The organism is Parabacteroides sp. AF21-43, assembly GCF_003635435.1.
Lineage (GTDB): Bacteria > Bacteroidota > Bacteroidia > Bacteroidales > Tannerellaceae > Parabacteroides > Parabacteroides distasonis.
Map to the genome: position 1 here is coordinate 61,220 of NZ_QTMG01000027.1, position 18,987 is coordinate 80,206.

General features: G+C 45.1%; 18 protein-coding genes. 4 read left to right on the top strand and 14 right to left on the bottom strand.

All coding sequences use genetic code 11. The annotated features are described in order from the left end of the window. Positions 1 to 44 precede the first annotated feature (44 nt). From DWX84_RS16760 to DWX84_RS16780, 5 genes are all read right to left on the bottom strand, one after another. The gene (locus tag DWX84_RS16760) at positions 45 to 1,064 is read right to left on the bottom strand and encodes a rod shape-determining protein (RefSeq protein ID WP_005854830.1); all 1,020 of its coding nucleotides are present in this window, start codon (positions 1,062 to 1,064) and stop codon (positions 45 to 47) included. Positions 1,065 to 1,075: 11 nt separating this feature from the next. Continuing rightward, positions 1,076 to 2,599 carry a bifunctional phosphoribosylaminoimidazolecarboxamide formyltransferase/IMP cyclohydrolase gene (purH, locus tag DWX84_RS16765; protein WP_005854829.1) on the bottom strand — a complete coding sequence of 508 codons (1,524 nt, stop codon included), beginning with the start codon at positions 2,597 to 2,599 and terminating at the stop codon, positions 1,076 to 1,078. Between the two features lie 722 nt (positions 2,600 to 3,321). Then, on the bottom strand, positions 3,322 to 4,416 hold the full coding sequence (locus DWX84_RS16770; RefSeq protein WP_122377567.1) for an acyltransferase: 1,095 nt from the start codon (positions 4,414 to 4,416) through the stop codon (positions 3,322 to 3,324). Between the two features lie 615 nt (positions 4,417 to 5,031). Then, complete coding sequence (locus tag DWX84_RS16775; protein ID WP_005864896.1) at positions 5,032 to 5,382, bottom strand: DUF86 domain-containing protein; 351 nt, start codon at positions 5,380 to 5,382, stop codon at positions 5,032 to 5,034. Next, positions 5,375 to 5,671 (bottom strand): nucleotidyltransferase family protein, encoded by a 297-nt coding sequence (locus tag DWX84_RS16780; protein WP_005854828.1) that lies wholly within the window; start codon positions 5,669 to 5,671, stop codon positions 5,375 to 5,377. Before DWX84_RS16780 ends, DWX84_RS16775 begins: the two co-directional genes overlap by 8 nt. A gap of 196 nt (positions 5,672 to 5,867) precedes the next feature. Here DWX84_RS16780 and DWX84_RS16785 point away from each other — a divergent pair, with 196 nt between their 5' ends. The 3 genes from DWX84_RS16785 (at position 5,868) to DWX84_RS16795 (ending at position 10,268) form a co-directional block, all read left to right on the top strand. Further along, positions 5,868 to 6,713 (top strand): Bro-N domain-containing protein, encoded by an 846-nt coding sequence (locus DWX84_RS16785; protein ID WP_122377568.1) that lies wholly within the window; start codon positions 5,868 to 5,870, stop codon positions 6,711 to 6,713. A gap of 73 nt (positions 6,714 to 6,786) precedes the next feature. Beyond that, complete coding sequence (locus DWX84_RS16790) at positions 6,787 to 8,403, top strand: ABC-F family ATP-binding cassette domain-containing protein (protein WP_005864892.1); 1,617 nt, start codon at positions 6,787 to 6,789, stop codon at positions 8,401 to 8,403. After that, a complete protein-coding gene (locus tag DWX84_RS16795; RefSeq protein WP_008773382.1) occupies positions 8,400 to 10,268 on the top strand; it encodes an LTA synthase family protein in 1,869 nt (622 codons plus the stop codon). Before DWX84_RS16790 ends, DWX84_RS16795 begins: the two co-directional genes overlap by 4 nt. A 63-nt stretch (positions 10,269 to 10,331) precedes the next feature. On the opposite strand, the gene rny is transcribed toward DWX84_RS16795, so the two are convergent. The 9 genes from rny to hpt all read right to left on the bottom strand — a co-directional run bounded on the left by rny (position 10,332) and on the right by hpt (position 16,878). Continuing rightward, a complete protein-coding gene (gene rny / locus DWX84_RS16800; RefSeq protein ID WP_005854819.1) occupies positions 10,332 to 11,870 on the bottom strand; it encodes a ribonuclease Y in 1,539 nt (512 codons plus the stop codon). A gap of 107 nt (positions 11,871 to 11,977) precedes the next feature. Beyond that, positions 11,978 to 12,268: a cell division protein ZapA gene (locus DWX84_RS16805; protein ID WP_005864888.1), complete on the bottom strand. Its 291-nt coding sequence runs from the start codon at positions 12,266 to 12,268 to the stop codon at positions 11,978 to 11,980. A gap of 5 nt (positions 12,269 to 12,273) precedes the next feature. Beyond that, on the bottom strand, positions 12,274 to 12,567 hold the full coding sequence (locus tag DWX84_RS16810) for a hypothetical protein (protein ID WP_005864886.1): 294 nt from the start codon (positions 12,565 to 12,567) through the stop codon (positions 12,274 to 12,276). A 150-nt stretch (positions 12,568 to 12,717) separates the two neighbouring features. Further along, entirely contained in the window at positions 12,718 to 12,918 is a 201-nt protein-coding gene (locus tag DWX84_RS16815; RefSeq protein WP_005854813.1) for a winged helix-turn-helix domain-containing protein, read from the bottom strand. A gap of 122 nt (positions 12,919 to 13,040) precedes the next feature. After that, positions 13,041 to 13,730, bottom strand: a complete 690-nt coding sequence (locus DWX84_RS16820; RefSeq protein ID WP_005854811.1) for a B3/4 domain-containing protein — start codon at positions 13,728 to 13,730, stop codon at positions 13,041 to 13,043. A gap of 27 nt (positions 13,731 to 13,757) precedes the next feature. Beyond that, a complete protein-coding gene (gene pgeF / locus DWX84_RS16825) occupies positions 13,758 to 14,585 on the bottom strand; it encodes a peptidoglycan editing factor PgeF (RefSeq protein ID WP_121773339.1) in 828 nt (275 codons plus the stop codon). Then, positions 14,557 to 15,717 (bottom strand): GTPase ObgE, encoded by a 1,161-nt coding sequence (gene obgE / locus DWX84_RS16830; RefSeq protein WP_005854807.1) that lies wholly within the window; start codon positions 15,715 to 15,717, stop codon positions 14,557 to 14,559. The genes pgeF and obgE overlap by 29 nt, the downstream gene beginning before the upstream one ends. Before the next feature lie 15 nt (positions 15,718 to 15,732). Continuing rightward, entirely contained in the window at positions 15,733 to 16,305 is a 573-nt protein-coding gene (locus DWX84_RS16835) for an adenylate kinase (protein WP_005854805.1), read from the bottom strand. Positions 16,306 to 16,341: 36 nt separating this feature from the next. Beyond that, positions 16,342 to 16,878, bottom strand: coding sequence for a hypoxanthine phosphoribosyltransferase (gene hpt, locus DWX84_RS16840; RefSeq protein ID WP_010183721.1), 537 nt, complete (start codon positions 16,876 to 16,878; stop codon positions 16,342 to 16,344). A gap of 123 nt (positions 16,879 to 17,001) precedes the next feature. On the opposite strand from hpt, the gene DWX84_RS16845 reads away from it, so the two are divergent. Continuing rightward, a complete protein-coding gene (locus DWX84_RS16845; RefSeq protein WP_005854801.1) occupies positions 17,002 to 18,513 on the top strand; it encodes a bifunctional ADP-dependent NAD(P)H-hydrate dehydratase/NAD(P)H-hydrate epimerase in 1,512 nt (503 codons plus the stop codon). The last annotated feature ends 474 nt before the right edge of the window (positions 18,514 to 18,987 follow it).

Below are 18,987 nucleotides of genomic sequence, written 5' to 3' on the forward strand. Positions count from 1 at the left end.
CGCTAATTTTCAACTTTCAATTCTCAATTCCCAATTATTTACTCTTATCGGATTAAGAAATTAAACTTCTCAATATTCTTCAAAGCGACTCCCGTACCTTTCGCCACGGCATGCAACGGATCCTCGGCGATATGGAACTGGATATTCATCTTATCCCGCAAGCGCTTATCCAAACCGCGAAGCATAGCGCCACCGCCAGCCAAATAGATACCGTTTTTCACGATATCGGCATATAACTCGGGAGGGGTTTGCTCCAAGGCACTCAAGATAGCCGCCTCGATCTTCGAGATAGACTTATCCAAACAGTGGGCGATCTCCTGATAAGAGACGGGTACCTCCATCGGTAAGGCAGTCATCTGATTCGGGCCGTGAACCACATAATCCTCCGGAGCGTCCTCCAATACAGTAAGCGCGGACCCCACGTTGATCTTGATACGCTCGGCCATACGCTCACTCACCTTCACGTTGTGTTGGCGACGCATATACTCCACGATATCAGCCGTTAAATCGTCACCCGCCATACGGATTGATTTATTCGACACGATACCACCTAAGGATATGACAGCGATCTCGGTAGTACCACCTCCTATATCCACGATCATATTACCCTCGGGGGCCAAGACATCTATACCGACACCGATAGCGGCAGCCATCGGCTCAAAAACCATGTACACATCACGTCCACCGGCATGCTCGGCAGAGTCTCGCACGGCACGTATCTCTACCTCCGTACTACCTGAAGGGATACCGATCACCATACGTAAGGACGGAGCGAACCAGCGCTTCCTTCCGCTCGCCATCTTGATAAAGCCGCGAATCATTTGCTCGGCAGCGTAGAAATCCGCGATAACTCCCTCACGAAGCGGTCGTACGGTACGAATATTCGGGTGCGTCTTCTCGTACATCTCACGGGCCACCTTACCGACAGCCAGCACCTTGTCCGAGCGAGCATCCAAAGCAATCACCGAAGGTTCGTCTACCACCATCTTATCATTACACGTGATAATGGTATTAGCGGTACCCAAATCTATGGCAACTTCTTGTGTGAAAGAAAACAATCCCATTAGTCTTATTATTAATGTTTAAAATGACGAACACCTGTCTTCACCATAGCCAAACCATGTTGGTTACAGTACTCGACAGACAACTTATCATTGATAGAGCCTCCCGGCTGGATTACGGCCGTGATACCTGCTTGGTCTGCGATCTCAACGCAATCGGGGAACGGGAAGAAAGCGTCGGAAGCCATCACGGCGCCATTCAAGTCGAAGCCGAATGATTTAGCCTTCTCTATGGCTTGTCTCAAAGAGTCCACACGAGAGGTCTGCCCGATACCGCTGGCGCAAAGCTGCTTGTTCTTCACCAAGGTGATCGCGTTGGACTTGCTGTTCTTCACGATCTTGTTGGCGAACAACAGGTCCTCAACCTCCGAGGCTGTCGGCTGCTTATCCGTCATAGGCTCCAAATCAGCCTTACCTTGGATACTCAAGTCCTTCTCCTGCATCAAGACACCATTCAATAAAGAACGGAACTGCATCGGGCAAGTCTTACAATCCTTACGGATCAAGATGATACGGTTCTTCTTCTGTTGAAGTACCTCCAGCGCATCAGCGTCGTAAGCCGGAGCGATAATCACCTCGAAGAAAATCTTGTTGATTTCCTCGGCCACTTCCTTGTTAATCGTAGTATTCGTGATCAAGATGCCACCGAAAGCGGAAACCGGGTCACCGGCCAAAGCCTCTTTCCAAGCCTCAACCACATTACCGCGGGAAGCGATACCGCAAGCGTTATTATGTTTTAAGATAGCGAACGTCAGCTCGTCGAACTCATCGATCAAGTTCACGGCGGCGTCGATATCCAATAAGTTGTTGTAAGAAATCTCTTTTCCATGGATTTGATCGAACATATCGTTAAACTTACCATAGAACTTAGCGGCTTGATGAGGATTCTCGCCATAACGCAAATGCATCGGGCTATCTACCGTTGCACGGAAATGGGAACCTTCGCGGCCATCAAAATAATTGAAGATAGCGGAGTCGTAACCCGAGGAAACGGCGAATGCCTCTTTGGCGAACCATCTACGATCCTCGATGCTTGTCTCAGCGCCCTTCTCGTTCAAAAGATCCATCAACGGCTGGTATTGAGCCTTGGAAGCTACGATTACCACATCCTTGAAGTTCTTCGCGGCAGCACGTATCAAAGAGATACCGCCTATATCTATTTTCTCAATAATTGCTTGTTCCTCAGCGCCGGAAGCGACAGTCTCCTCGAAAGGATATAGGTCAACGATAACCAAGTCAATCTCCGGGATCTCATATTCAGCTAATTGTTTCTGGTCATTCTCGTTCTCACGGCGAGCCAAGATACCACCGAATACCTTCGGATGAAGCGTCTTCACACGACCGCCCAAAATAGACGGATAAGAAGTCAAGTCCTCTACCGCATCACAAGGCAAACCCAATGACTCGATAAATGATTGAGTACCACCTGTTGATACAAAGCTCACACCCTCGCTATGCAATTTCTTTAGGATTTCGTCCAGCCCGTCTTTGTGAAACACAGAGACCAAGGCACGTTTCATTCGTTTCGTTGCAGCCATCTTTCTATTTTCGTTTACTTTAATGTTTTAGAGCACAAAAGTAGATATTTATTTCCAATTAGCCCTTATTATTCAGATAAAAACAAGGCAACCATACCAAATTTCATCCATAGCCAAAGAAACATGAATCCATCGCACATGATACGGGAGACGGGGCGTGCCCCGTCTCTACAACCTATGACATTGCCCTAAGATAATGAGATTTCCTTTGTTAATAATAGAAGATCGCCCAATTTGACATTCTGACATTTTGTCCCCTAAAGCTCCAGAGAATCGAATATTTCGCCCCAGAGTACAGTCGGCTTCCATATTTGAGAATAAAAATCCGCAATTAGTTATCTTTCAATGATATATCGTTTTTGGGGCTTTTATTCTAGCGAGGATTCCCGTCTCTTATCACCCTCAAACATACAAACAATAGACTTCTTATTCGAAAACAATAGACTTTTCACTCGAAAACAATAGTGTTTCGCTCCGAAAACAATAGCATTCGCAGTCGAAAGCAACTAACAACGCCGCCGTAAACACCCTACAACTGGATCGTAACAACCTTACAATGCCTATCCGCAGACCCGAAAACCGGTAAAAACCGACCTTTTTCGCTCTCCTTTCCCTCCAGTTCACCCTGCCTATAAAAAGGCATTGTCAGCGTAAAACGCCAATCCTGACCAAATAGTCATAACAAAGCGCCTCCCACTGACAAGTCATCACCCCACAGAAAGCTATCGGCCTCCCGTGATTGCAGAGAGAAGCCTAGGTAGGAAGCGCCGAAGCATGGCATAGAAAGCCAAGCAGATCAAAATAGCTCCCAAAGCAACCCCGAAGTAAATCCCAATAATCGCCCATTCCGCAGAAGACCGGAAGAACCATAATATCAATCGATATATAAAGATCTGCACGATTACATGGGACGCAAAGACAAAGAAACTAGCCCCCTCCAAGAAGGAGTTAGTCCGCCAAAGAGCCTTTTCCAATCCATACGCCGAAAGAGAGATCGCAAAGACACAGCCCACAAGAATGCCTACATTATGCACATAAACATTCCATCCTAATTCCTTTGAAAGAAGATCCGCTAAAGCCAAAACCACATAAAGCAATGCCGCCCCCCGTAATAAAGGACGCGTCTCCACTACAAAATTCCGCCGATGCACGCTATAGAAAGCACCAAGCGAGAAAAAGAACCAAGCGGTCGGACTTAAACCCGGCGAACTGGCCCCATCGTAAATGAGCCAAAGAAAGCCAAGTAGCGTTAACGCATATTGCCGTAAATAGCGTACCATAGCATACACCAATGGCGAGAATACCACCAATACCATCAAATCACGGATAAACCACAACGGATAGTTGATCGGCATCGGCATTCCTCCCGGCTCACTAGGTTCTCTCGCCCAAAAGATATCCCACCAATCACACCATCCGTAATCCAGCACAGGTTTAACCTCACCGGAAAGCACAGATGGAAACAAAAGTTCTATCAAGAGGCGCAAACCCACCAATGCTCCATTCCAAAACAGATAAGGCAACAGCAAGGTTTGTGCCCGCTTTCGCAATTTAGAGCCATACATAGGCCAACTAAAGGAACTCTTATAAAAGAACAGATAACCGGATATCAAGAAAAAAAGGGGTACGGCAGTACGTGCCAGCACTTGAGAAAACAGGTCCGCTATTAATTTATAAATGGGATATTCATCCATTACGGGAACCTTAACACCACCTATCGGCAATTCTTTATAATAGCAATGTATCAATACCACCCCCACGATCAAGGGAAAGCGCAAAAAGGCAATCGTCTTCGATTGCAACTCATCATTTGTCATCGTAAAAAGATTCGTTTTTAAATTGTTTGAAACTAAAAGTGCGCCACGCTCTGCATCTCCATCCAACAGGGAAAAGAATGCAAAAGCGTGTCGCACCCATTTCGAAACAAAATAAAACGGGGGCGCATCCACCTTTACCTTTCTCTGGGCTTTAAGAATAAAATTGGTCGTTTTTCTTCCGGAGAAATGCGGCGAAGCATAAATTAAGGAAATAAGGAAAGAATGGGTTTAAATCATAGGCTATACTATTATGGGGTTAATAAATAAGAGGCATAAGGACACAAAAAAGGTGTGAACCCTACTTATTCAGAACGTAGAAGGTACGACCAAGCACCCAAGCCCAAACCAAATAAGCACTAGGAACACACCCCGTTTGGGTGTACTCGCTAACGAACTTATTTCTTCTTGAGCTTTTATTATTTGGTCGTTTTACTACATTAAGAAATAAATAGCAAATACTAATATGTCAATCTCTTATATCTCTATTGTTTACTCTCTGTTTCTTGTTATTTCGTTTTTATATTCGCCGCAAATATACGACATAAAACTGTTCCATGCTAGATAAGCACCTACGAAATAGCAGGGTTTCTAAACATATCTAACACAACAACTCTCTCAACGACTCTGTTCTTTCTCTATCACCGCTTCTATTTGAGGTTGCAATTTTGGAATAATATTCTTTGCCACATCCCAAACAATCAGATAATTAACACCCATATAGTCATGAATCAACCGATCTCTCATTCCAGCCATATGTTTCCATTGAATGTCACTCCATTGATATTTAACATCTGCGGGAATTTTCTTAGTCACTTCACCGACAATCTCCAAACTACGGCAAACCGCCCTCTTTAACGTTTCATCCGAAAGAAATTGATACATAGGCAGATCATCCGTAACTACAGAAAGGATGTAGTTACATTCCTCCAATATATGCAGCAAATAAGCGATAGGGGTCTTACACATATTCTACCTCCTTTAATATCTGCTGGCCAATAAAAGGGCTTAACCCTTTAAGGGTGACTATGTCCACTTTCAATCTGTCAAAAAGCTTCTCTAATATCTCACAAGCCAAAAGGAAATTGGAATAAGTCTCTTTATCATCCTCAAAGTCGATCAATATATCCACATCACTACTTTCCGTATTGCTCTCACGAACAGTAGAGCCAAAAAGCCCCAACTGCTTTACACCGCAACTCTGCGACAAAGGCTGCTTTGCTTTCCGAAGAAGAGATATGACAGATTGTTTATTCATTACACAATTGGATATTAATGTATAATGCAAAGATAAGCAATATTTTTCGTACCTTCTCATTTAAACCGCGTATCGTTTGCTTAAATGAGATTAATATACTTACTTTGCGATAAATAAACTTTTAATCAAACTATTAAACTATGGATATACTAAATTCTCATTTACCTTTGTCTATAACTACTCAAAGCAACTACAAATGACACAAAAAGAATCTATCCGCTTATTCGAAGAAAGAAAAGTTCGCGCCATATGGGATGACGAACAAGAGGAATGGTATTTCTCGATCGTTGATGTTATATCTATTTTAACAGATAGCCCCAACCCTCGAAAATACTGGAGTGTATTAAAAAACAGATTGAAAAGAGAAGGTAGCGAGTTGACTACAAATTGTAGTCAACTGAAAATGCAGGCCGCTGATGGCAAGAAATATTTAACCGACGTAGCCAATACCGAGCAACTCTTCCGCCTTATCCAATCAGTACCATCTCCCAAGGCCGAACCTTTCAAATTATGGATCGCCCAAGTAGCGAAGGAACGTTTGGATCAAATGCAAGATCCGGAGTTGTCTATTGAGCAAGCCATGGTCGATTATAAACGATTGGGCTATTCGGATAATTGGATCAACCAACGATTGAAATCCATAGAGATACGGAAAGATCTAACAGACGAATGGAAGAAGAGAGGACTGGAAGAAGGCCTCCATTTCGCTACATTAACCGACATAATCTATAAGTCATGGTCCGACATGACCTCCATGGAATATAAACGATTCAAAGGATTAAGAAAAGAGAATCTTCGAGATAATATGACAAACAAAGAGCTTGTATTAAACATGCTGGCCGAGTTATCTACCAAGGAAATATCAGAAGCATCGGAACCAGACACCTTTAGCGAGCACATAAATGTCGCCCAACAAGGAGGCGAGGTGGCTCGTAACGCCCGATTAGAGCTGGAAGCCAAAACCGGGAAAAGCGTTATCTCACCGCTCAACGCCCAAAAGATAATTAGCCTAAAAAAGGGAGAGAACGAGCGGGATGTATGACATCCAATGATAAGATAAACAATATTTTTCGTACCTTTGCATCCTCAATCGCAATTTAATAGGTATACGAAATATGATAACAGTTAACAATCTGGACGTACAGTTTGGAAAACGCATCCTTTTTCAGGATGTGAACATGAAGTTTACACCGGGCAATTGCTACGGTATTATCGGTGCTAACGGGGCCGGAAAATCTACGTTTCTCCGTGTAATCAGCAAGCAATTAGACCCTACCAGAGGTAGCGTTAACCTAGGACCGGGCGAACGTCTTTCCGTATTGAGCCAAGATCACTTCGCGTTCGATGAATATACGGTTATGGATACCGTATTGATGGGACATACGACCTTATGGGAGGTGATGAGCGAGAAAAACGCCCTTTACGAGAAACCTGATTTCAGTGACGCCGACGGTATCCGCGTATCGGAACTGGAAGAGAAATTCGCCGAGATGGAAGGCTGGAACGCGGAGAGCGACGCCGCCAACCTATTGAGCGGACTAGGCATCAAGGAGGATTTGCATTATATGTATATGAAGGACTTGAGCGGTAAGCAGAAAGTACGTGTCTTATTGGCCCGTGCCTTGTTCGGACAGCCCGATAACCTATTATTGGATGAGCCGACGAACGACTTGGACCTTGAGACGGTTTCTTGGTTGGAGAATTATCTCTCTAATTTCGAACATACCGTATTGGTTGTTAGCCACGACCGTCACTTCCTCGACTCCGTTTGTACGCATACCGTGGATATCGACTTCGGTAAATTACAATTATTCGCCGGAAACTATAGCTTCTGGTACGAGTCTAGCCAGTTAGCCCTTCGTCAACAGCAGAATCAGAATAAGAAAGCCGAGGAAAAGAAGAAAGAGTTGGAAGAATTTATCCGCCGTTTCAGCGCCAACGTAGCGAAGTCCAAGCAGACCACCAGTCGCAAGAAGATGTTGGAGAAGCTGAATATCGAGGAGATCAAACCGTCCTCACGCCGCTATCCGGGAATCTTGTTCACGCCTAACCGCGAACCGGGCAACCAGATCCTTGAGGTGAAAGGATTGTCGAAGAGTATCGACGGACAGGTATTGTTCAAGGACTTGAACTTCTTCGTGGAGAAGGATGACAAGATCGTATTTATCAGTCACGACCCTCGTGCCATGACCGCCTTGTTCCAGATCATCAACGGTGAGGAGAAAGCGGATGCCGGTACGTATCAGTGGGGACAGACGATCACGACCTCTTATCTTCCTCTCGATAACTCCAAATATTTCAATACAGATATCAACCTGCTCGATTGGTTATGCCAGTTCTCGCCGGATACTAACGAGGTATTCTTGAAAGGCTTCCTCGGACGTATGTTGTTCTCGGGCGAGGAGCTTATGAAAAAGGTAAGCGTACTTTCCGGAGGTGAGAAGATGCGTTGTATGATCTCACGTATGATGCTCACCGACGCCAACTGCTTGATCTTGGATACTCCGACCAACCACTTGGACTTGGAATCCATCCAAGCCTTCAATAATACATTGAAGACATTCAAGGGAAATATCCTGTTCTCCAGCCATGACCACGAGTTCATACAAACCGTGGCGAACCGTATCATCGAGCTGACTCCTAACGGTATCATCGATAAGATGATGGATTACGATGATTACATCACAGATCCGGCTATCGCTGAGTTACGGGAAAAGCTATATTCGAAATGAAAAAAAGATTATTATTCATACTAATCGTTTTTATCGCATGGCTACCGGTTTTTGTTATTCAAAAACCGGTATTTATGTTTTATCAGCATGCGTTGTCCGAGGCTTGTACCTTCACGGACTTCCTACAGGTTATGCTTCATGGGCTGAAGCTGGATTGTACGATAGCGGGATACCTTACCGCCATCCCTCTCCTATTGACTTTAGTATCAGTTTGGATTCCGGGCGTTTGGCTAAAGAAGGTATTGAAAGGGTACTTCTTGATCATGGGAATTCTGGTATCCGCGATCTTTTCCGTAGATGTGGCTTTATATAGCTTTTGGGGATTCAGGTTGGACGCTACCTTATTCTTCTACCTACAATCGCCCGCCGATGCGATGGCGAGCGTTCCGCTGGGAATGTTCTTTATCCAATTATTGGTATTCGTGGCATATGCGCTAGGTATCTATGCTTGGTTCACCTTCATCCTCCGGTTCGCGCCAGTAAAGCCTAGCTTTCCACCTACGGGATTGGAACAATTGGGAAGTACTTTCGCCATCCTCTTAGCAGGGGGAATATTGTTTATTCCGATCCGGGGAGGCGTAACTACGTCTACGGCAAATGTCGGCATGGTTTATTTCAGCCAGAACCAGTTCTTGAATCATTCGGCGATCAACCCGTGTTTCAGTCTGATAGCCTCATTGAGTAAGCAACAGGATTTTGCCTCGCAATTCGATTTCTATCCGGAGGAAAAGCGGAAAGCCTTATTCGATACGCTCATTCAAGCCCAAGACTCCTTATGCCCGGGAGATTCCATACCTACAGAGCCTGTCAAGCTATTGACAACGACTCGTCCCAATATTCTCATTATCATCATGGAGAGTTTCACGGCAAATGCTATCGAGGCTGTTGGTGGTGAGCCGGGAATTACGCCGAACTTGAATCGGCTGAGCAAAGAAGGTGTATTATTCACGAACCTATATGCCAACTCGTTCCGTACCGACCGAGGCTTAGTCTCCGTATTGAACGGCTATTTAGCCCAACCCACCACCTCCATCATGAAGTATCCGGTGAAAAGCCAGACCCTTCCATCTATCGCAAAGAGTCTTAACAAAGAAGGATATACGGCGGATATGCTCTATGGAGGTGATATCAATTTCACGAATATGCAAAGTTATTTCTATAGTTCCGGCTACAGCAAGATAACGGCAGACCGTGATTTTCCCTTGAGCAGCCGTCTGAGTAAATGGGGAGCAAACGACGATATCACGTTCTCGCATCTTTACGAGGATATCAAGCAAAGACCAGTCGACGGCAAACCTTGGTTAAGTACATTCCTGACATTAAGTAGCCATGAGCCATTCGAGGTCCCGTTTCACCATTTGGAGCATCCTTATCTAAACTCCGTCGCGTTTACGGATAGCTGTATCGGTAATTTCATTGATACGTTCAAGGAACTGCCGGCATGGAAAAATACGGTAGTCATCTTTGTCTCCGACCACGGATACCGTTACCCTGAAAACATGCAGGAGTACGGACCTTTACGTTTCCACATACCTATGCTATGGCTAGGCGGAGCGATCGCCGAACCTAAAGTGATCGATACGTATGCGAACCAAACCGATTTGGCAGCCACCTTATTAAATCAGATGGGTCTCCCCACGGATGAGTTCTCATTCAGCAAAGATATATTGAATCCTTGCGTCCCGCATTACGCCTTTTATACATTCAATAATGGATTTGGCTTTATAGACGAATCCGGTGTTTCCGTATACGACAATGAAGGGAACAAGATTTTAGTAGAAGAACCTGAAAGCGGAAACGAGACCCGCTTGGAGAAAGGAAAAGTCCTATTACAAACTTTATACGACGATCTGGGAAATCGATAGCGACAGATATAAAAAAGGCCGACTTACACAAGCCGGCCTTTTTTATTTATATTAAATATATTCTTACTTAGCGTAGCTTACCGCACGAGTCTCACGGATCACCGTGATCTTAACCTGTCCCGGATAAGTCATCTCATCCTGAATCTTCTTAGCGATCTCAGCGGACAAGTTCTCGGTGTCCTTATCGTCAATCTTATCAGCGCCAACGATTACGCGCAACTCTCTACCCGCTTGGATAGCGTAAGTCTTGACAACACCCGGATACGATAAAGCCAATTGTTCCAAATCATTCAAACGCTTGATATAAGCCTCTACGATCTCACGACGTGCGCCCGGACGAGCACCTGAAATAGCGTCGCAAACCTGTACGATCGGAGCCAACAGCGTCTGCATCTCCACCTCATCGTGGTGAGCGCCTACGGCGTTGCAAATATCCGGTTTCTCCTTATATTTCTCGCAAAGCTTCATACCCAAGATAGCGTGCGGCAATTCCGGCTCATCATCGGGCACTTTACCAATATCATGTAACAATCCGGCACGTTTCGCTTTCTTCGGGTTCAAGCCCAACTCGGAAGCCATCACGGCACAAAGGTTGGCCGTCTCACGAGCATGCTGCAATAAGTTCTGTCCATAAGAAGAGCGATACTTCATCTTACCGATCATACGGATTAATTCCGGATGCAAACCGTGCACTCCCAAATCGATCACAGTACGCTTACCGGTCTCTACGACCTCGTCTTCCACTTGCTTCTTCACCTTCGTTACCACCTCCTCGATACGAGCCGGATGGATACGTCCGTCCTGCACCAATTGATGCAAAGCCAAACGAGCGATCTCACGACGAACCGGGTCGAATCCAGAAAGAACGATAGCCTCAGGCGTATCATCCACCACGATCTCAATACCGGTAGCGGCCTCCAAAGCACGGATATTACGTCCCTCACGACCGATGATACGTCCTTTGATCTCGTCCGATTCAATATGGAACACGGTAATAGAGTTCTCGATAGCCGTCTCCGTCGCTACCCGTTGGATAGACTGGATCACGATCTTCTTCGCCTCCTTATTAGCGGTCATCTTCGCCTCCTCGACGATCTCGTTGATGTAAGAAGCGGCTTGCGTCTTTGCCTCATCCTTTAAGGACTCGATCAAACGCTCTTTGGCTTCCTCGGCGGACAACCCGGAGATAGCTTCCAAATGCTCCACTTCCTTCTGATGAAGTTTATCCAAATCTTGCTTCTTCTTCTCCACCAACTCCAACTGAGAAGATAAATTCTCCTTTACAGCCTCTACCTCGTTATTCCTACGCTGTAACTCTTCCTGACGTTGATTCATCGTCAGTTCTCTTTGTTTCAATTTAGTCTCGACAGACTGGATCTTAGCGTTACGCTGTGATACCTGTTTTTCCAAGTCCGCTTTCAAATGAAGAAACTTCTCCTTTACTTCCAGCATCTTGTTCTTCTTTATCACCTCGGCCTCCTTCTCCGCCTCTTGAAGCACGGAGTCGTACTTCGACTTCAGAAGGAAACGCATGCCCAGCCACGCAAGCAACCCACCAATGATGAAGGTTACTATCGGTATGATTATATACATTCCAACCATTTAACTAATAATTTAAGATTCATTTATTTATATACAAAAAAAGCACTACCATCACACGGTCTTACCGTGCAAAGCAGTGCGGAAACTCTCTTCTTACAATATGTATGTTATTTCTTCAGATATCCTTCCAACTCGGTTGTAAGCTCCTGTATCTTATCCGTAAAAGGATTTGTATCATTCCGTTTTTCCAACTCCAGATTATGCATCGAGAGTTGAAAAGCCACCATGGCTAACAAATCTTTCGTATCCACCTCGACCGCAAAATGCTGCCTGTATTGAAGAATCTTGCTGTTGATCTGATCAGCGGCGGCACGTGCCAACTCTTCCTCATGACGTTTGATCGTAAGCGGATATTTCTTTCCGGCTATCACTATATTTATAAGAAATTCTTCGTCCATCGCTTCTATTCATTTAAAAGTGCGATGCACTTGTCTACTTCCCGCACTAATTTTGATAACCGCATCCGGGCGTTCTTCATCTCTTCCTCATTCGTAGAAACAATTCGCGCCGTCAGCATGTTATCACATTTGGCATTCAATCCTTCAATCATATCCTTCGCCTGCCGCAACTCCTCGTCTTTAAGGCTCAAAGCAGCTGTAAGTTCGTCAATTCTACGTTTCTGCTGATCGCATAACGCCATCAAATCACGAACTCTAACCTCAAATACAGCTAACAATCTCTTATGATCTTCGGTCATTTCACACCAAATTCTACACAAAAGTAAGTTTTTGAATTGAATTAACCAACTGTAGACTTAATTATTTTGACAGAAAACGTATGGACAAATAAAAAGGCCGTCCAAAAAAATCGAACAGCCCTCCCTAATTCTTGTAAACGTTCCTCTTGTTTACACTAAAGAAACATACATTTCACCTTCAATCTCCTCGAAAGCTAATTTACCTTCTTTCGCCAACCAACCAAAAGCGGCGTACATATCTTTTTCCGCTTTAATCTTCGTGGCTTTCTTCACTGCCTTAAAACTCATTTTACCGCCTTCATTTAAAACGTTCCATACAAGGCCGGCGTTTGTACCAATTAATTCAATCATTTTATGATAACATTTGATTACTGGGGACAAATTTATAGATTAAATGATTAAAACAAAAGATTATAGATGTTTTTTAGCATAAAAGATGGACATTTTTCGCTTTGTAAACAATATTAACACGGTTATAACGTTATTTTTCCTCTGTTTTCTCGGCATATCAGTTCCGCTTCCACGTTTACCGCTGAGACATATCTTTTTAATAAGTCAACCGAGTAACCACCCGCTTCCAATAAGCCCTCCTTACCGGAATAACCATTCAGAATCATTAACAATGAAGTGGTCGACATTTCAATCTTGGTACGTTCCTCATCGCTGGTAGGCGTTCCGACACCCGCTACTCCATCCCTGTAGACTGGAAGACCGGCGATATTCAATTCACCACGTCCGATACCGTGATAAATTTCCCCCTCTTTTCCGACACCTAGTTCCAATCCGCCTACAATCTTATCTGCGTCAAATCCTCCGATAGAATAACCGCTACGGATAGAAACCAGATTGACGATATCCACCAAGGTATCTATCTTATATAAAGGAAGCCCGCGAAGTATCCGCCGTCTTAACGCCTCGGCGGAAGGGCGATACCGGTTCGGGTCTTTCCCCAGACGTTTATAAGCTTGACGGGTAGCGAAAATAGGAGTCCACTTATTAATATCCTCTATCTTACAGGTAGAACGGATGTCCTCCTCAACACGGGTTATTTCTTCCCAAAGTCGTTCATCGGGCTCCGTGTTCTTTACTTGGCAGGCGATAGCCAACACGTGAAGATCGGGGCAAGCCTCCGATATCTCAGATGAAAGAGTGATTGAAATCATGTCTATTATAAGTTTGAGCCAATATAACTAAGATTTTTTCAAGCATATCCCGGTAAGGATCCGGCCGCTTTTGACACCGAGGCGACGAGCGGAGAAATAATCCTCATACCGAATATAAGTACAGATGCCAGCGATCTCTATATGCTCGGAGAGCAATCCTGCCTCTAACAATTGTAAACGGTTGGTTTCCCATAGATCGATATGCGCTTTTTGAGTCTCCGCATTACGTCGAAGAATCCGCTCCATTGGGAAGCCCGCCATTTGAAAAGCTTTTACGACTTCCTCTCCCACCTCAAATGCCGCTTGACTGATAGAGGGACCTATTCCGGCAACCAATTGAGTAGGATCGCAATCGTATGCCTCGATCATCAAGCTTGCCGCCTTACGAGCTATGTGTAAAACCGTACCCCGCCAACCCGCATGGACGGCAGCTACCACTTTACGATCCGGCGCATATAACAAGACAGGGACACAATCCGCCGTAGATACGGCTACACATACATCCGGAACATTCGTCACCAAAGCGTCCACGCCTTCCAAACGTAGCTTTCGCTCTTTATCATTCAGCGAAAGGAAAGACGCGTCGATCGCCAATACTCGATCCTCATGGGTCTGATGAGGTATAACCATATTCTCTAGGGAAATCCCGACCGCATCCGAAAGAAGTTCCAAGTTCTTCCGGATGAAGCCCGGATCATCCTCGGTATAAACGCCCGGATTCATCGAAGCGTACGTTCCCGTACTCACGCCGCCATGACGTGTTGTCGTAAAATGAGAAATGTCGCGGTATCCGCTTAACCCGGAGAACCGCGACACCTCTATTTGCTTATTTTCTTGTATCTTCATCTTCATCATCGTCCCAGTATTCCTCGTATTCCTCATCCGGGTCATCCTCGTCCTCATCCACGGGGAAGATGTATTCGTCGTCGTCCTCAAATTCCAACGTGCTTACATCTATATTCTTATGGACAATTCGCTCTGCCTCATGGAAATTCTCCTTATTCAGCTCTTTCCATAAAAGGTCTTTCAACTCGACAATACCCAGTCCCGTGATAGAAGATATAAAGACATACGGAATTCCCTCCGGCAAGTCTTGCGACAAAGCCTCGATCAATTCCTCATCCAGCATATCGCTCTTGGTGATGGCCAGTACACGGCGTTTATCCAGCAATTCCGGATTATACTTCACTAACTCATTATGCAAGATCTCGTATTCTTTCTTGATATCGTCTGCCTCAGCGGGAACCATGAACAATAACAAGGAATTACGTTCGATATGACGTAAGAAACGAAGTCCCAAACCTTTTCCCTCGCTTGCTCCTTCGATAATACCCGGTATATCGGCCATTACGAACGAACGGTTATCGCGATAACTCACGATGCCTAAATTAGGCTCCAACGTAGTAAAAGGATAATTAGCGATCTTCGGTTTAGCGGCGGATACGACAGAAAGCAAGGTAGATTTACCCGCATTCGGGAAGCCTACCAAACCGACATCGGCCAGCAATTTCAACTGAAGAATCACCGTACGTTCCAATGCCGGCTCACCCGGTTGCGAATAACGGGGCGCTTGATTGGTAGCCGTCTTGAAGTTAAAATTCCCCAGACCGCCACGACCGCCTTTCAGCAACATCACTTGCTGACCGTCTTCCGTAACGTCGCAAATAAACTCTCCGGTCTCAGCATCGTAAACAACCGTACCGCAAGGAACCTCGATTACTCGATCCTCCCCGTCTTTACCCGAGCTACGCTTCGCGCTACCACTCTCACCATTGGTGGCCATGATATGACGCTCATATTTCAAGTGAAGGAGCGTCCAGTAATTCCGGTTACCACGGAGATACACATGACCTCCTCTCCCTCCATCGCCCCCGTCGGGACCTCCTTTCGGAATGTATTTCTCACGACGGAAGTGAGAAGATCCTCTTCCACCCTTTCCTGAGCGGCAATAGATCTTGACATAATCTACAAAGTTCGATTCAGCCATATTGGTTTATTTCAATTATTTTACGTTATTAACCGCCTCTTTGATACGACCGAAGATTTCCTCGATTGTTCCCATCCCTTTGATGGCTACGTGCTTGCCTTCACCTACATAGTAGTCTGCCAAAGGAGCTGTTTGAGTATGGTAAACATCCAGTCTGGATTTGATCGTCTCCAAGTTATCGTCAGAACGTCCGGATACTTTACCGCGCTCCAATAAACGCTTGATCAACTCCTCTTCCTCTACTTGAAGGTTCAACATAACGGAAACGTCTGTTCCACGCTCGTTCAACATCTTCTTCAAGGCTTTCGCTTGAGGGATCGTACGAGGGAAACCATCGAAGATTACGCCCTTAGCCGGCTTCTTGCTATCCAATACATTCGCCAACATATCAACGATCAACTCGTCCGGAACCAATTGTCCCTTCTCGATATAATCCTTAGCGATCTTGCCCAGTTCAGTCTCAGCCTTCATCTCGCCACGCAATACATCGCCAGTAGAGATATGATCCAAACCGTATTCTTTAATAATCAACTCACTTTGTGTTCCCTTACCTGAACCGGGAGCACCAAAAATAACCACGTTCAACATACTATTGTTCCTTTATTATATATAATGTATACTATTTTATTCCACAACCTTGTAGATATCCTTATATGAGCGGCCCAACTCATCATAATCCAAACCATGTCCCACGATAAAATCAGCGGGTATCTGTAAGCCTACATAATCCGGAGTCAACTCGCATTTCAAGGATTCCGGCTTGAAAAGCATCGTTGCCAATCTTACATCGGCGGCACCCTCGCTCCGAAGCTTCTCCATCACGTAGCTCATCGTAAAGCCCGTATCGATAATATCCTCCAATAAGATCACCATACGTCCGCGAATATCAGCCTGCACCGGCATGATCTCATTCAATATGCCCGTACTGGAAGTTCCTTGATACGAGGAATAACGAGCGAATGTCAGCTCATACGGAACATCCAGCTCACGCATCAGCTCGGCGACAAACATAAAAGCCCCGTTTAGCACACCCACGAATAGAGGATTTTTCCCTTCCACATCCGCTTTAATCTGAACGGCCATTTTAGCGATAGCCGCCTGAATATCCGACTCCGGAATAAACAGTTCAAATTCTTTGTCTTTTAGACGAATTCTGTCCATAAATCTTTCGGTTTTCGAGGGGACAAATGTACAACTTTTTCGGCGATGCACAAAAAAGTGTAGCAACATACCAAAGTTTGTTATACATTTGTAAGCAGAATAAAACCCCAGACATCTAGAATTATGATTAAGATATTCGCTACAGACAAGGTAAAGGAGCTCGACCAATATACGATTCAACACGAGCCAATTAGTTCGATCGACTTAGTGGAGCGTGCCGCTACGACGTTCGTCCATGAGTTTTGCCGGCGCTACTCCAAGCAGGTCCGCATCGTGATTTTCGCCGGTCAAGGCAACAACGGAGCCGACGCTTTGGCCATCGCCCGCCTTTTGAACGAGGAATCATACCGGGTAGAGACGTATTTATTCAACCCGACGGAGCATCTGTCCGTAGAGTGTGAGCAAAACAAGCAGCGTCTGCTCGACATGGAACGGATCGAATTTACGGAAGTGGTCCGTGACTTTGAGCCGCCGACGCTAACCGACCGAGACGTGGTGATCGATGGCTTGTTCGGTTCGGGATTAAACCGTCCTCTCACCGGAGGTTTCGCCGCTATGGTCAATTATATCAACCAATCCGAGGCGGAAGTCGTAGCGATCGATATTCCTTCCGGCTTATTCGGGGAAGATAATCGTAAGAATGACTCGGAGGCGATCATCAAGGCCAGCTTAACCTTGACATTCGGCTTCCCGAAACTGGCGTTTCTTTTTCCGGAGAATGAGCAATACGTAGGCGAGTGGAAAATACTGGATATCGGAATCCATCCGGACGCAATTTATGAGACGGCTTCCCCTTACTCATTGGTTACGGAAGAAGATATATCCTATTCGTTAAAGTCTCGCAAACGTTTCGCCCATAAGGGAACGTTCGGACATGCTTTATTGATCGCCGGAAGTAAAGGAAAAATGGGAGCCGCCCTATTATCCGCAAAGGCATGCTTACGGAGTGGAGCCGGACTATTGACCGTGCATATCCCGACCCGAGGCGAATCAATCTTCCAGACCGCTTTCCCGGAAGCGATGTTAAGTCTAGACGCAAATCCTGATTATTTCTCTACGGTTCCCGAGATAGGTAGTTACTCCGCTGTTGGTATGGGACCGGGACTCGGACAGCATTTAGAATCCGCAGCAGCGATCGAACGTATCCTGCAATCCAGCACAAAACCAGTCGTTATCGATGCGGACGCTATTAATATAATGGCATCCAACAAGGACTTATTCAATAAGATCCCGCCACGGAGCATCCTCACTCCCCATCCGAAGGAGTTCGACCGGATAGCGGGTGAAAGCACGAACTCATACGACCGTTTGATGAAAGCGCAATCTTTCGCCGCCGAACATAAGATTTGTATCGTATTGAAAGGTGCTTATACCGCTATTTGTTCTCCGGCAGGAAACATTTATTTCAATAGTTGCGGAAATCCGGGCATGGCAACCGCCGGTAGCGGAGACGTGCTGACGGGTATCATCCTCAGCTTATTGGCGCAAGACTATTCTCCGGAAACTGCCGCTGTAGTCGGAGTATTCTTGCACGGCACAGCCGGTGATCTCGCCGCCGCTTTCCGCTCGGAAGAGAGCATGATCGCCAGCGACATCACGGATATGCTCGGAAAAGCGTTTAAGCAAATCAAATAAATCCAGCAAAAACAACGGGCGTTTTTACTCTCGTTTGTTACAATTACTACCGCTATTCCATATATTATACGGACTTACAGTGTACATATAGAATGGTGGTAGTAAATTTTCATGGTACCCCAACGCCTTTTGCTATCACATTTCAACCTTTTCTTACTCACTCGATAATTGTCAGCGATATCTTTTATGACAAAGCCCTGTAAAGTAGAGTTATTGTAACTTTTAAACATGTATAGTTGTATCCCTATCATTTTATAGAAAAACACGTACATGAATTTTTTTAAACATGTACGACTTTTTTCGAAAACACGTACGTGTTTCAGCATAAACATCATGATATTTTCACAATATTGATTATCAACACTTTAAATAAAGTATTCGATTACTGGCTTATTGTAGTATTTTCTGTAAAGAAAAGCTTCAGTCGTTGATACCATAACTATTACAGTGACATGATACAGATTTACTTCACAC